Origin of the sequence: Streptomyces sp. BR1 (assembly GCF_052373795.1) — a bacterium.
In the GTDB taxonomy this organism is placed as follows: domain Bacteria; phylum Actinomycetota; class Actinomycetes; order Streptomycetales; family Streptomycetaceae; genus Streptomyces.
Genome location: NZ_CM126252.1, coordinates 4,878,545 through 4,892,828 on the forward strand (window position 1 = coordinate 4,878,545; position 14,284 = coordinate 4,892,828).

9 protein-coding genes are annotated in these 14,284 nt (G+C 69.8%); 5 read left to right on the forward strand and 4 right to left on the reverse strand.

Annotated elements, in window-relative coordinates; all coding sequences use genetic code 11:
• The first annotated feature begins 160 nt into the window (after window positions 1-160).
• A complete protein-coding gene (locus tag ACT1U9_RS21145; protein WP_444534244.1) occupies window positions 161-1,117 on the forward strand; it encodes a YceI family protein in 957 nt (318 codons plus the stop codon).
• Between the two features lie 58 nt (window positions 1,118-1,175).
• Here the strand turns inward: ACT1U9_RS21145 and ACT1U9_RS21150 are convergent, their stop codons facing one another.
• Window positions 1,176-1,424 carry a hypothetical protein gene (locus ACT1U9_RS21150; RefSeq protein WP_444534245.1) on the reverse strand — a complete coding sequence of 83 codons (249 nt, stop codon included), beginning with the start codon at window positions 1,422-1,424 and terminating at the stop codon, window positions 1,176-1,178.
• Between the two features lie 104 nt (window positions 1,425-1,528).
• Here ACT1U9_RS21150 and holA point away from each other — a divergent pair, with 104 nt between their 5' ends.
• A complete protein-coding gene (gene holA / locus ACT1U9_RS21155) occupies window positions 1,529-2,515 on the forward strand; it encodes a DNA polymerase III subunit delta (protein ID WP_444534246.1) in 987 nt (328 codons plus the stop codon).
• A gap of 454 nt (window positions 2,516-2,969) precedes the next feature.
• On the opposite strand, the gene rpsT is transcribed toward holA, so the two are convergent.
• On the reverse strand, window positions 2,970-3,236 hold the full coding sequence (gene rpsT / locus ACT1U9_RS21160; RefSeq protein ID WP_188278044.1) for a 30S ribosomal protein S20: 267 nt from the start codon (window positions 3,234-3,236) through the stop codon (window positions 2,970-2,972).
• Window positions 3,237-3,443: 207 nt separating this feature from the next.
• Between rpsT and lepA the strand changes: the two genes are divergently transcribed.
• Window positions 3,444-5,309 carry a translation elongation factor 4 gene (gene lepA, locus ACT1U9_RS21165; RefSeq protein ID WP_444534247.1) on the forward strand — a complete coding sequence of 622 codons (1,866 nt, stop codon included), beginning with the start codon at window positions 3,444-3,446 and terminating at the stop codon, window positions 5,307-5,309.
• Window positions 5,310-5,535: 226 nt separating this feature from the next.
• Complete coding sequence (locus ACT1U9_RS21170) at window positions 5,536-7,422, forward strand: AMP-dependent synthetase/ligase (RefSeq protein WP_444534248.1); 1,887 nt, start codon at window positions 5,536-5,538, stop codon at window positions 7,420-7,422.
• Between the two features lie 21 nt (window positions 7,423-7,443).
• Here ACT1U9_RS21170 and ACT1U9_RS21175 read toward each other — a convergent pair whose 3' ends face one another.
• Together ACT1U9_RS21175 and ACT1U9_RS21180 are read right to left on the reverse strand one after the other, a co-directional pair.
• A complete protein-coding gene (locus ACT1U9_RS21175; protein ID WP_444534249.1) occupies window positions 7,444-8,031 on the reverse strand; it encodes a response regulator in 588 nt (195 codons plus the stop codon).
• Between the two features lie 9 nt (window positions 8,032-8,040).
• The gene (locus ACT1U9_RS21180) at window positions 8,041-12,108 is read right to left on the reverse strand and encodes a HAMP domain-containing protein (RefSeq protein WP_444539206.1); all 4,068 of its coding nucleotides are present in this window, start codon (window positions 12,106-12,108) and stop codon (window positions 8,041-8,043) included.
• A 179-nt stretch (window positions 12,109-12,287) separates the two neighbouring features.
• Here ACT1U9_RS21180 and ACT1U9_RS21185 point away from each other — a divergent pair, with 179 nt between their 5' ends.
• A complete protein-coding gene (locus tag ACT1U9_RS21185; protein WP_444534250.1) occupies window positions 12,288-14,219 on the forward strand; it encodes a SpoIIE family protein phosphatase in 1,932 nt (643 codons plus the stop codon).
• The last annotated feature ends 65 nt before the right edge of the window (window positions 14,220-14,284 follow it).

A 14,284-nucleotide genomic window follows, 5' to 3' on the forward strand; every position in this document is an offset into this window, starting at 1 on the left:
CGGGACAGTGTTGCCCAACACATCACATGGGCCTCGTTTGCCTCGAACGGGTCAAGAGTGATCGAATGCGTCTTCGTCAAGGGCCGCGGTCCTGCCGTGACGACGATGTCCTGGGCGCGCGTGGTCCGGAGGATTCTTCTCGCGCGGGGGTGCGTGCACCGTGTTCAGCCGCTGGTCCGGCAGGCTTTCGACCGACTCTTCCCGTACGGGACCTCGTACGGGACCTCGTACGGGGCCTCGTTCGGGAAGAGGTGGCCCGCTCGCGGCGGTCGTCGTTCCGCCGAACGCCGGGGTGCTCAGCTGCCGGGTCCTGGATCCGGTCAACGAGCCGGTCCGGCAGGCGGAGTTCGTGGTCAGCGACAGTTCGGGCCGCAAGGTGGTGGCGGGGGAGACCGATCCGTACGGCAGTGTCATGGCGACGGTGCCGGCGGGGGAGTACCGGCTGGCGGTGACGGCCGAGGGGTACACGCCGTTCCACAGCAACGCCGTGGTGGCCGAGAGCGCGCTCGCCGGGCTCGGTGATGTGAAGCTGCATCTCGCGCCGCCGCCGGCGCTGCCGGAGGCGGGGGAGTGGGAGCTCGACCCGTCGCACTCCCAGATCGGGTTCACCGCGCGGCATATCGGGCTCGCCCGGATCCACGGCCGGTTCAACACGTTCGCGGGGGCCGTACGGATCGGTGACCGTATGGAGGACTCGGCGATGCATGTCGTGATCGACGCGGCGTCCATCGACACGGGGGTGCAGATGCGGGACGACCATCTGCGGTCCGGGGACTTCCTGGACGTGGGGCGCTGCCCGACGCTGGAGTTCTACAGCGACCGCTTCGTGCACCGGGGCGGCAGTCGCTGGGCCATCATCGGCGGGCTGACCCTGCACGGGGTGAGCCGTACGGTCACGCTGGACACGCAGTACCTCGGGCTCGGTACGGGGCTTGAGGGCGAGACGCGGGTGGCCTGCCGGGCCGCCACCGAGCTGCATCGGGAGGACTTCACGCTCACGTGGCAGACCATGCTGGCGCGGGGGATCGCGGCGATCGGGTCGTCGATCTCCATCGACCTGGACATACAGGTCGTGCCCAAGCGCCTGGTGGAACCTGCGGGCCCCACGGCCGCCTGAGCCCCACGCCCGCGACAGCCCCGACTCCGGCCCCGGCCTTGCCCCGGCCCGGATCGTCCTACGGTGCTTCGAGCCAGCCCTCGTACTCCTCGGCCAGTTCGTTCAGGGCCGCCGGGTCCAGGCGGGCGTCCGGGTCCTCGATGACGAGCAGCCACTGGGCGTCCTCGGCGTCGTCCTCGCCGGCCAGGGCGTCGCGTACGAGCTGGGGCTCGTGGGTGAGGCCGAAGCGGGCGGGGAGTTCCTCGGCGACCTCGTCGGCGGCGTCGCGGTCGGGCAGGACAAGTACGTGTCGGGTCACATCGCTCACCTGGACATTCTCCGGTATGCGGGCGGGTGCGGGACGCGGGCGGGCGGGGTGCTGTCAAGGTGGCGGCCCGGCGCTGTCAGTGGGGCGTGGGATGCTGGACGGCGATGGCCACCAGGAAGAATTCCACCGACGATCCGCTCGCCCAGCTCACGCTCGCCGTGGGCCAGGAGGACCTGCTGCTCGACCGCGCCGTGCAGCAGGTGGTGGCGGCCGCCCGGGCCGCCGACGCCGACACCGATGTGCGCGACCTCACGTCCGATCAGCTGCAGCCCGGCACGCTGGCCGAGTTGACCAGTCCTTCGCTGTTCGCCGAGCGCAAGGTCGTGGTCGTACGCAACGCGCAGGATCTGTCGGCGGACACGATCAAGGATGTGAAGGCGTACTTCGAGGCGCCTGCCGAGGAGATCACGCTCGTACTGCTGCACGCGGGCGGCGCCAAGGGCAAGGGGCTGCTGGACGCGGCGCGCAAGGCGGGGGCGCGCGAGGTCGCGTGTCCCAAGACGACGAAGCCGGCGGAGCGGCTGACGTTCGTGCGGTCGGAGTTCCGGGCGCTGGGGCGTTCGGCGACGCCCGAGGCGTGCCAGGCGCTGGTCGACTCGATCGGCAGCGATCTGCGGGAGCTGGCGTCGGCGGTGTCGCAGCTGTGCGCGGACGTGGCGGGGACGATCGACGAGGCGGTCGTCGGGCGCTACTACACCGGGCGGGCCGAGGCGTCGAGCTTCACGGTCGCGGACCGGGCGGTGGAGGGGCGGGCCGCGGAGGCGCTGGAGGCGTTGCGGTGGTCGCTGTCGACCGGGGTCGCGCCGGTGATGATCACCAGTGCGCTGGCTCAGGGGGTGCGGGCGATCGGGAAGCTGTCGTCGGCTCGGGGCGGGCGGCCGGCCGATCTCGCCCGGGAGCTGGGGATGCCGCCGTGGAAGATCGATCGGGTGCGGCAGCAGATGCGGGGGTGGACGCCGGATGGTGTTGCCGTGGCTCTTCGTGCTGTGGCCGAGGCCGACGCGGGGGTGAAGGGCGGGGGGGACGATCCTGAGTACGCCTTGGAGAAGGCGATTGTGGTGGTGGCGCGGGCCGCGCGGTCTCGGCGCTGAGTTTCGCCCCACCCCGCCCCTTCCCTAAACCCTCCGGGGGTGGATGGGGGTGGAGGCGGTCTCCCGGGGGCTCCCGCCCCCGGACCCCCTTCGCGGGGCCTGCGGCCCCTATACCCCGCTCCGGGCTCCGCCCCTGGCCCCGGCCGGGGTGGGTGAACGGGCTGCGCCCCTCACCCCGTCTGTCTGCGGACCGTGCTTGGCCGCTCGCGCAGTTCCCCGCGCCCCTAAATACCTAGGGACCAGCCACACACGACATGCAAAAACCCCGCCCCCACCCCCCAAGAGGGGCAGAAACGGGGTTTCCGTTAAACGATCAAGCAAAGCGCCGCACCCGCGTGGCGAACGCAGGCCGCGTGCGGCGGTGGTGCTGGGTACCGGGAGGGAGCGGATGAGAGGGCCCGCTGGGTCCCTGCCGGTGGACAATCAAGTGGTCCGGGAGGACCAGAAGGCCGGGTCAGGCCTGGAGGGCGGCAACCTTGGTGGCCAGCGCCGACTTCTTGTTGGCGGCGGCGTTCTTGTGGATGACACCCTTGCTGACGGCCTTGTCCAGCTTCTTGGAGGCGGCGCGGACAGCCGTGGTGGCCGCCTCGACGTCGCCGGCCAGGACGGCCTCACGGGCCTTGCGGACCGCGGTCTTGACCTCGGACTTGACGGCCTTGTTACGCAGGCGCGCCTTCTCGTTGGTCTTGTTCCGCTTGATCTGGGACTTGATGTTCGCCACGAAAGAGCCTTTGCAGGTTCGATGTATCAGATGGGTGTGACACTCGCCGCTGAGAGGGCAGACGAGGCACAGCTGCCCAGGTTACCAGCCGTCCTCCTGGCGGCCCAAACCGGGCGCAGTCCCGTTCCCGTGGGACGATAGGGGCTACGTATCGATCCGACATCGCCCGAGACGAGACGCCCCGCGTCTCAAGAATCAGGACCCTGCGTGCCCGCGACTCCTACCAACGTGCCCGAGCCGAGCCGTACCGACCCGGCTCTGATCCGCAATTTCTGCATCATCGCGCACATCGACCACGGCAAGTCGACCCTTGCCGACCGGATGCTCCAGCTGACCGGTGTGGTCGAGCAGCGGCAGATGCGTGCTCAGTACCTCGACCGGATGGACATCGAGCGCGAGCGCGGCATCACGATCAAGTCCCAGGCCGTGCGCCTGCCCTGGGCTCCTACCGAGGGGCCTGCTCAGGGCAGCACGCACATCCTGAACATGATCGACACCCCGGGGCACGTGGACTTCACGTACGAGGTGTCGCGGTCGCTCGCCGCCTGTGAGGGGACCGTCCTGCTCGTCGACGCCGCCCAGGGCATCGAGGCGCAGACGCTGGCGAACCTCTACCTCGCCATGGAGAACGACCTCACGATCGTTCCCGTACTGAACAAGATCGACCTTCCCGCCGCCCAGCCGGAGAAGTTCTCCGAGGAGCTCGCGAACCTCATCGGCTGCCAGCCGGAGGACGTGCTCAAGGTCTCCGCGAAAACCGGTGTCGGCGTGGACGCTCTGCTCGACCGGGTCGTGCGGGACGTGCCCGCGCCCGTCGGTGTCGCCGACGCCCCGGCCCGCGCGATGATCTTCGACTCGGTGTACGACTCGTACCGCGGTGTCGTGACGTATGTCCGTGTGGTCGACGGGCAGCTCAACAAGCGCGAGCGGATCCGGATGATGTCCACCGGCGCCACGCACGAGCTGCTGGAGATCGGTGTCTCCTCGCCCGAGATGACGCCGTCCGACGGCCTCGGCGTCGGTGAGGTGGGCTACCTCATCACCGGTGTGAAGGACGTCCGTCAGTCCAAGGTCGGTGACACCATCACCTCCCTGAACAAGGGCGCGACCGAGGCGCTCGGCGGTTACAAGGACCCGAAGCCGATGGTCTTCTCGGGTCTGTATCCGCTGGACGGATCCGAGTACCCGGACCTGCGCGAGGCGCTGGACAAGCTTCAGCTCAACGACGCCGCGCTCGTCTACGAGCCGGAGACCTCGGCGGCGCTCGGCTTCGGCTTCCGCGTCGGCTTCCTGGGTCTGCTGCACCTCGACGTGATCCGCGAGCGGCTTGAGCGCGAGTTCGGGCTCGACCTGATCGCCACCGCGCCGAACGTGGTCTACCGCGTCGTCCTGGAGGACGGCAACGAGGTCACCGTCACCAACCCGAGCGAATTCCCCGAGGGGAAGATCTCGGACGTGTACGAGCCGGTCGTGCGCGCCACGATCCTCGCGCCCAGCGAGTTCATCGGCGCGATCATGGAGCTCTGCCAGACCCGTCGCGGCACGCTCATCGGCATGGACTACCTCTCCGAGGACCGCGTCGAGATCCGCTACACGCTGCCGCTCGCCGAGATCGTCTTCGACTTCTTCGACCAGCTGAAGTCCAAGACCCGCGGCTACGCCTCGCTCGACTACGAGCCCACCGGCGAGCAGTCCGCGAGCCTGGTCAAGGTCGACATCCTGCTGCACGGCGACAAGGTCGACGCCTTCTCCGCCGTCACCCACAAGGACGCCGCCTACGCCTACGGTGTGCGGCTCGTCGCCAAGCTGCGCGAGCTCATCCCCAGGCAGGCCTTCGAGGTGCCGATCCAGGCCGCGATCGGCTCCCGGGTCATCGCCCGCGAGACCATCCGCGCCATCCGCAAGGACGTCCTCGCCAAGTGCTACGGCGGTGACATCTCCCGTAAGCGGAAGCTGCTCGAAAAGCAGAAGGAAGGCAAGAAGCGGATGAAGATGGTCGGTTCCGTGGAGGTCCCGCAGGAGGCCTTCATCGCGGTGCTGTCCAGTGACGAGTCCGGCGGCAAGAAGAAGTAACCAGGCGAATCGGCGACAGGGTGTCAGCGGTTGTTACCGGCCAGTCACCCCTCACCGAAATACGGACCCCCGCTCCTCGGAGTGGGGGTCCGTTCGTTATGAAACCACCTTCCGCTGCCTCTTACATGGCGGCCGGGAGCGCTCTACTCTGATCACGGCCCGATGGTTACTCGCCAGTTAAACAACAGCAGCCCCAGCCCTGCCGCAGGCCGGCCCGGAGGACGTCGTGAGCGACACACAGACCTTGATCGAGAATCGGCCACCGTCCGTGGCGGCCCTCTTCGTCCAGCGCGTGGAGGCCACCCCGGACCTGGAGGCCTACCGGCATCCGGTCCCGTCCGCGGACGGCACGGGCCCCGACGAGTGGAAGTCGCTGACCTGGGGCCAGGCGGCCGGACGGGTCTACGCGATCGCCGCCGGTCTCGCCGATCTCGGTGTCGTCTCCGAGCAGCGTGTGGCGCTGGCCTGTTCCACCCGGGTCGAGTGGATCCTGGCCGACCTCGGGGTGATGTGCGCGGGCGGCGCGACCACCACCATCTACCCGCAGACCAACGCCGAGGAGTCGGCGTACGTGCTCGCCGACTCCGAGAGCGTGGTGCTGATCGCCGAGGACGCGGCGCAGCTGGCGAAGGCGCGTGAGCGCCGGGCCGAGCTGCCGGATCTGCGCCATGTCGTGGTGATCGACCCGACGGGCGTCGAGGCCGCCGAGGACGACCCGCAGGGCTGGGTGATCACGCTCGCCGAGCTGGAGGAGCGCGGCGCCGCGTATCTGGAGAAGCACCCGGACGCGGTCAAGGAGCGGATCGCGGCCATCACCGCCGACCAGCTGGCCACGCTGATCTACACCTCCGGGACGACCGGCCGCCCCAAGGGTGTGCGCCTGCCGCAGGACAACTGGTCGTACATGGCGAAGGCCATCGCGGCGACCGGCCTGATCAGCGGCGAGGACGTGCAGTACCTCTGGCTGCCGCTCGCGCACGTCTTCGGCAAGGTGCTCACCTCCGGGCAGATCGAGGTCGGGCACGTCACCGCCGTCGACGGCCGGGTCGACAAGATCATCGCGAATCTGCCGGTGGTCCAGCCGACCTACATGGCCGCGGTGCCCCGGATCTTCGAGAAGGTCTACAACGGGGTCGCCGCCAAGGCCCGGGAGGCCGGCGGCGCCAAGTACAAGATCTTCAAGTGGGCGGCCGAGGTCGCCCGCGAGCACGCCAAGGTCACCCAGGACAACTTCCGCCGCACCGGCCGCCCTTCGGCGCCGTTCGCCCTCGCCGCCAAGCACAAGGTCGCGGACGCGCTGGTGTACGCGAAGATCCGCGAGGCGTTCGGCGGGCGGCTGCGCGCCTGTGTGTCGGGCTCGGCGGCCCTCGCGCCCGAGATCGGCTTCTTCTTCTCCGGCGCCGGCATCCACATCCTGGAGGGCTACGGGCTCACCGAGACCAGTGCCGCCTCCTTCGTGAACCCGGGCGAGTCCTACCGCACCGGCACCGTCGGCAAGCCGCTCCCCGGCACCGAGGTGCGCATCGCCGACGACGGCGAGATCCTGCTGCGCAGCCCCGGCATCATGCAGGGCTACCACAAGCTGCCCGAGAAGACCGCCGAAGTCCTGGAGTCCGACGGCTGGTTCCACACCGGTGACATCGGCGAGCTCTCCCCGGACGGCTATCTGCGGATCACCGACCGCAAGAAGGACCTGATCAAGACGTCCGGCGGCAAGTACGTGGCGCCGGCCGAGGTCGAGGGCCAGTTCAAGGCCGTCTGCCCGTTCGTCTCCAACATCCTGGTGCACGGCGCCGACCGCAACTTCTGCACCGCGCTGATCGCCCTGGACGAGCCCGCGATCCTCGGCTGGGCCAAGGAGAAGGGCATCACCGGCTCGTACGCCGAGGTGGTGGCCCGCCCGGAGACGGTGGAGCTCGTCGACGGGTATGTGAAGCGGCTCAACGAGGGGCTTCAGCGCTGGCAGACCATCAAGCAGTTCCGGCTGCTGCCGCGCGATCTCGACGTCGAGCACGGCGAGTTGACGCCCAGCCTGAAGCTGAAGCGACCGGTCGTCGAGCGCCAGTACAAGGCGCTGATCGAGGAGATGTACGCGGGCTCGCGCGAGGCCTGAGTCGACAGGAGGCGGCGGGGCCTAACGGCCCCGCCGTCGTCTCATATCCCGTATCAGCTCCTCCATCGCGGCGAGGCGGTGGCGCAGTTCGCCCATCTCCGGCGGGCCGTCGCCTCTCGCCAGCTCCTCCTCGATCGCGGCCAACTGCCGCATGATCTCGCCCAGTTGCTTCTGCTCCTGGTCGAGCAGCCGCTCCAGCTGGCGGTTCTTGCGGTGCAGATCGAGGAAAACGTTCACCTTGGCCCGCAGCACCCACGGGTCGAACGGCTTGGCCAGGAAGTCCGCCGCGCCGGTGGCGTACCCCCTAAACGCATAGCCGCTGTCGCCCTCCGCCCCGGTCAGGAAGATGATCGGGACGTCCTTCGTCTGGTCGAGGCGCTTGATGTTGGTCGCCGTCTCGAAGCCGTCCATGCCCGGCATGCGCACATCGAGCAGGATCACCGCGAACTTCTGCCGCAGCAGCGCCTTCATCGCCTCCTCGCCCGAACGCGCCCGTACCAGCGGCTCGTTGAGGGAGCCGAGGACGGCCTCCAGGGCGATCAGGTTGTCCTCCATGTCGTCGACGAGGAGGATGCTCGCCCGGTCGCCGGGTGGTGCCTGGGTGCTCATGGTGTCGCCTTACGTGGTCTCTGGAGCAGCGGCGGTCTCCCCAGTGCCGCCCGACTGCTCCGGGACAGAGGGAACGCGCGGCTCCCCGGTCTCGCCCTCAGGGTCCAGCAGGGCGCAGACGACGGTGAGGAGCCGGTCTACGTCGACGGGCTTGGGCACGTACTCGTTGGCGCCCTGGGCGATCGACTTCTCGCGGTCGCCGGGCATCGCCTTCGCGGTCAGCGCCACGATCGGCAGCTCGGCCCAGAGCGGGCTGCGGCGGATGGCCTCGATCGTCTCGTAGCCGTCCATCTCCGGCATCATGATGTCCATCAGGACCAGCTCGACGTCCGGGTTGCGCTCCAGGGTCTCGATGCCCTCGCGGCCGTTCTCCGCGTACAGGACGGGCATGCCGACCCGGCCGAGCACATGGGTGAGTGCGAAGACGTTGCGGATGTCGTCGTCGACGATCAACACCCGCCGTCCCGGGAGCACTTGACCGCCCCGGCCGCGCTTCCACTCCTCCAGCTTGGTGCTGGTGGGCCAGTCGTCGTCCTCGTCCGGCAGCGTCAGGTGCTGGTCGGCGAGCTGGTCGGACGGCTGGAGGTTGAGCTCGGAGGGCTGGTCGGGCTCGCCGGGCAGATGGCCGGGGTAGAGCACCGGGACGTACAGGGTGAAGGTGGAGCCGTCGCCCGGCTCGCTCTCGGCGATGATCCTGCCGCCGAGCAGGCCCGCGATCTCGCGGCTGATGGACAGGCCCAGGCCCGTGCCGCCGTACTTGCGGTTGGTGGTGCCGTCGGCCTGCTGGAACGCCTCGAAGATCACGGGAAGCTTCTCCGGTGCGATGCCGATGCCCGTGTCGGCGACCGCGAAGGCGATCAGGTCGTCGGAGCCGCCGAGGAGGCGGTTCTCCGGATCCTTCACCCGGCTCACGCGCAGTTCGACGCGGCCCGATGAGGTGAACTTGATCGCGTTGGAGAGCAGGTTGCGCAGGATCTGCTGGAGCCGCTGCTCGTCCGAGTACATGTCACGCGGCACGTCCTCGCCGACCGCCACCTCGAAGGCGAGGCCCCGGTCGAGGGTGATGGGGCGGAAGGTGGCGTGGACGTAGTCGAGGAGCTTGATCAGCGGGAGCTTCTTGGGGCGTACGTCCATCCGGCCCGCCTCGATCTTCGACAGGTCCAGGATGTCGTTGATCAGCTGGAGCAGGTCGGAGCCCGAGCGGTGGATGGTGGTGGCGAACTGGACCTCCTGGTCGGAGAGGTGGTCGTCCGGGTTGTCGGAGAGCAGCCGGGCGAGGATCAGCAGCGAGTTGAGCGGGGTGCGCAGCTCGTGCGACATGTTCGCCAGGAACTCCGACTTGTACTGGGAGCTGCTGGCGAGCAGCGCGGCCTTCTCCTCCAGGGCGGCGTTCGAGCGCTGCAATTCGGCCTGCTGGCGCTGGAGTTCGTTGGAGCGCTCCTGGAGCTGCACGGCGAGCCGCTGGGACTCGCTGAGCAGCGACTCCGTACGGGAGTTGGCGATGATGGTGTTGATGGCGACGCCGATGGTGTTCACGAACTGGTCGAAGAAGGCGAGGTGGACATCGGAGAAGCGGGAGAAGGAGGCGAGCTCGATCACCCCGAGGAGCTTGTCCTCGAAGAGGATCGGGATGATGACGACGCTGGCCGGGGAGGCTTCCCCGAGACCTGAGTTGATCTTGATGTAGTCGGGCGGGGCCTCCTCCAGGAGGATGCGCTTCTTCTCCAGCGCCGCCTGGCGGACGAGGCCGTGGCCCGGCATGCCGGTGGTGTCGACGGTCGCGCCCTGCGCGGAGCCGTATCCCGCGATGAACGCCAGTCCCTTGGTCGTCGACGTCGTACGGGACGGGGTGTCCTCGTTGCCGGGGTCGGCCAGGAAGAACGCGCCGTACTGGGCGTTCACCAGCGGGGTGAGCTCGCGCAGGATCAGGTCGGCGACCTCCATCAGGTCGCGGTGGCCCTGCATCAGACCCGCGAGGCGGGCGAGGTTCGACTCCAGCCAGTCCTTGGCGCGGGTCGTCTCGCGCAGGTTGGACACCATCAGGTTGATGTTGTCCTTCAGCTCGGAGACCTCGCCGCGCGTCTCCACGGTGATCGAGCGGGACATGTCGCCCTGCGCCACGGCCGAGGCCACCTCGGCGATCGCGCGGACCTGGGTGGTGAGGTTCAGGGCGAGCTCGTTGACGTTGGTCGTCAGGCGCTTCCATGTCCCGTACACGCCCTCGACGCGGGCCTGGCCGCCCAGCTGGCCCTCGGAGCCGACCTCGCGGGCGACGCGGGTGACCTCGGAGGAGAACGAGGAGAGCGTGTCGACCATGGTGTTGATGGTGGTCTTGAGCTCCAGGATCTCGCCGCGCGCGTCCACGTCGATCTTCTTCGACAGATCGCCCTGGGCCACCGCGGTCGCCACCTGGGCGATGTTGCGGACCTGGGAAGTCAGGTTGTCCGCCATGTAGTTGACGTTGTCGGTGAGGGCCTTCCAGACGCCGGAGACGCCGAGGACCTGCGCGCGCCCGCCGAGGCGGCCGTCGGTGCCGACCTCGCGGGCGACCCTGGTCACCTCGTCGGCGAAGGCGCGCAGCTGCTCCACCATCGTGTTGACGGTGTCCTTGAGCTCCAGGATCTCGCCGCGCGCGTCGACCGTGATCTTCTTGGAGAGGTCGCCGTTGGCGACGGCGGTCGTCACCTGGGCGATGTTGCGTACCTGTGAAGTGAGGTTGGACGCCATGAAGTTGACGTTGTCGGTGAGGTCCTTCCAGACCCCGGAGACGCCCCTGACCTGCGCCTGACCGCCGAGGTTTCCCTCGGTGCCGACTTCGCGGGCGACGCGGGTGACTTCGTCGGCGAAGGCGGAGAGCTGGTCGACCATCGTGTTGATCGTCGACTTCAGGCCCAGGATCTCGCCCTTCGCCTCGACCGTGATCTTCTTGCCGAGGTCGCCCTGGGCGACGGCGGTCGAGACGAGCGCGATGTTGCGTACCTGCGAGGTCAGGTTGTCCGCCATGAAGTTGACGTTCTCGGTGAGGTCCTTCCAGACCCCGGAGACGCCTCTGACCTGCGCGCGGCCGCCGAGGTTTCCTTCGGTGCCGACTTCGCGGGCGACGCGGGTGACTTCGTCGGCGAAGGCGGAGAGCTGGTCGACCATCGTGTTGATCGTCGACTTCAGCTCCAGGATCTCGCCCTGCGCGTCCACCGTGATCTTCTGCGAGAGGTCGCCGTTGGCGACGGCCGTCGTCACCTGGGCGATGTTGCGGACCTGCGAGGTCAGGTTGGACGCCATGAAGTTGACGTTGTCGGTGAGGTCCTTCCAGACTCCGGATACGCCTCTGACCTGGGCGCGGCCGCCGAGCCGTCCTTCGGTGCCGACTTCGCGGGCGACGCGGGTGACTTCGTCGGCGAAGGCGGAGAGCTGGTCGACCATCGTGTTGACCGTGAGCTTCAGCTCAAGGAGCTCCCCGGTCGCCTCGACCGTCACCGTACGGGTGAGGTCGCCGCGCGCCACCGCCGTGGTCACCGCCGCGATGTCGCGGACCTGGGCGGTGAGCCGCGCGGCCATGGTGTTGACGGCCTCGGTGACGTCACGCCAACTGCCGCTCAGGCCCTGCACCTTGGCGCGCCCGCCGAGCCGCCCCTCGGTGCCGACCTCGCGGGCGACCCGGGTCACCTCGCCGGTGAACAGCGAGAGCTGGTCGACCATCTTGTTGACGGCCCGGCCGAGTCTGCGCAGATCGCCGCGCAACTGCCGGTTGCCGTCGTGCAGATCGACCCGCTGGGTCAGATCACCGCCCGCCACCGCGTCCAGGACGCGCGTCGCGTTCGCCGCCGGGACGACCAGGGCGTCGATCAGCGAGTTGGCGCTCGCCACCCCGGCCGTCCAGGTGCCCTGCCCGGGGCTGGCCGCCAGACGCTCGTCCAGGCGCCCGTGCCGGACGACCTCACGGCGTACGCGGGCCAGCTCGTCCGTGAAGTGCTGGTTGCGGACGGCGATTTGATTGAAGATCGCGTTGAGCTCCGCGGGTATTCCCTCGTGGGTCTCCTGGAGCCGCACGCGGAAGTCGCCGTCGCGCAGGGCGGTCATCGCGGCCAGCAGCGGGCGCAGCTCCAGTGCGCGGATCCAGTCGCCCTCATCAGGAGGCACGGCACTGTCATGGTTCATCTCGGCCCACTTCGGTGACTCGGCGCTTATGGGCACGCTCAGTCTGTCACTCTGTCGGTGTCATGAGCGGCGCATTGTGAGAACCGGTCAGGAGCCGCACCGTGGGGTCCATTCCAACGCAGCGGGAGAGCGTGAACCGCCTACTGAACTCGCCCGCTCCGCCCGACGCGACGGAGTACGGCGCCAGGTCCTGCGCCCGCACCAGCCTGCCCGGCAACCCGCTCGCCCCGTCCGCCGCCCGCCGCTTCGTGCGGGCCGCGCTCGCCGACTGGACGGACCAGGGGCTGCCCGGCGCGACCCGGCTCGGCGACCGGCTCGCGGACGACGCCGCCATACTGGTCAACGAGCTCGTCACCAACGCGGTGGTGCACGCCGGAACCACGGTCGAGCTGGTCTGCCGCCTGGAAGCGCCGACCGGCGGCGACCCGGGCGCGGTGGTCCTGGAGGTCTCCGACCACCATCCCTCCAGAGCCGTACGCAACGAACCGCGTGCCCCGCGCGAGCCGGGCGCGCCCGAGTACGGCCGGGGACTGCACCTGGTGGCGGCGCTCTCGGAGGCCTGGGGCATCACGTACCGCACGGGCCTGAAGACCGTATGGGCCCGCCTCGAACTCGTGGGGGACGGCGAGGGCGACGGGAGCGACGGGGACGGGCACTACGACCCCGGGTCCGACGCGCGGCTCCAACGCGGGCTGCGGGCCGCCGAGATACTCACCAACGCGCCCCGGCGCACCTCGTCCGAGCACGACCGGGACTGGGTCAACCGGGGCGCGCTGTCCTTCCTCGCCGAGGCCTCCGACCTGCTGGCGGGCCAGTTCGACGAGGACATGATCGCGGCGCTCGCCGGACAGCTCCTGGTGCCCCGGCTCGCCGACTGGTGCGCGATCTGGCTCGACCCGGAGGCGGGCGGCCCGCTGGGCTCGCCCCGGCTCGCCCGGGTCTGGCACGCCCGCGAGTCCGGCATCGAGGAGCTGCGGGCGGCCCTGGAGAAGGAGCCGCCCCGGCTGCCCGAGTCGGCGCGCGGCGGACCGGTGCCGATGCCCTGGCCGTGCCCGGACGAGGACGACGGGGCGGCGCTGGCCTACCGGATGGTGGCGGGCGGCCGGTCGGTCGGCGTGCTCATGCTCGGCCGGGGCGGTCTGATGCGCATCCCGGACGAAGTCACCGGTCTGGTCGAGGACTTCGTACGCCGGGTGGCGCTCGCGATCGGCGCCGCGCGCCAGTACACCCGGCAGGTCACCATCAGCCGGGTGCTCCAGCGCGGACTGCTGCCCGCAGGCGTGGCGGAGATCCCGGGGGTCGACAGCGCGCTGGTGTACCAGCCGAGCGGGGAAGGGGTGGCCGGGGGTGACTTCTACGACCTGTTCCCGGGCGCCGACGGCCGCTGGTGCTTCGCGCTCGGCGACGTCCAGGGCAGCGGCCCGGAAGCGGCGGTCGTCACCGGCCTCGTCCGTCCCTGGCTGCGCCTGCTCGCGCGCGAGGGGTACGCGGTGCACGACGTGCTCGACCGCCTCAACAAGCTGCTCGTCGACGACGGCGTCGAGGCGGCGGAGGCGGCCGCCCGGATGGTGGCGACGGCGGGCGGCCGCGAGATGCCCGAGGGGCCCCAGGCCCGATTCCTCTCCCTCCTGTACGGGGAGCTGGTGCCGGTCCCCGAGGACCAGGGCGGCGGCGCCCGCTGCACCCTGGCCAGCGCGGGCCACCCGCTGCCGCTGCTCCTCAACCCCGAGGGCACGGTGCGGGCGGCGGCGGTGCCGCAGGTGCTGATCGGCGTGGTCGAGGGGGCCGCGTACGAGAGCGAGAGCTTCCGGCTGATGCCCGGCGACAGCCTGCTGTGCGTCACGGACGGGGTGACCGAGCGGCGCTCCGGCTCGCGCATGTTCGACGACGAGGACGGCCTGGCGACGACACTCGCCCAGTGCGCCGGGCTGACGGCGTCGGGGATCGCGGAACGGATCAAGCGAGCGGTGTACGCGTTCGGCGCGAAGCCGCCGGAGGACGACCTGGCGCTGCTGGTGCTGCAGGCGCGCTGAGTGCGCGGGCGCGGAGTGGGGCTCGGGGGGGCGCTCGGGCGCGCGGACCGGGGTTGCCCGCCGGT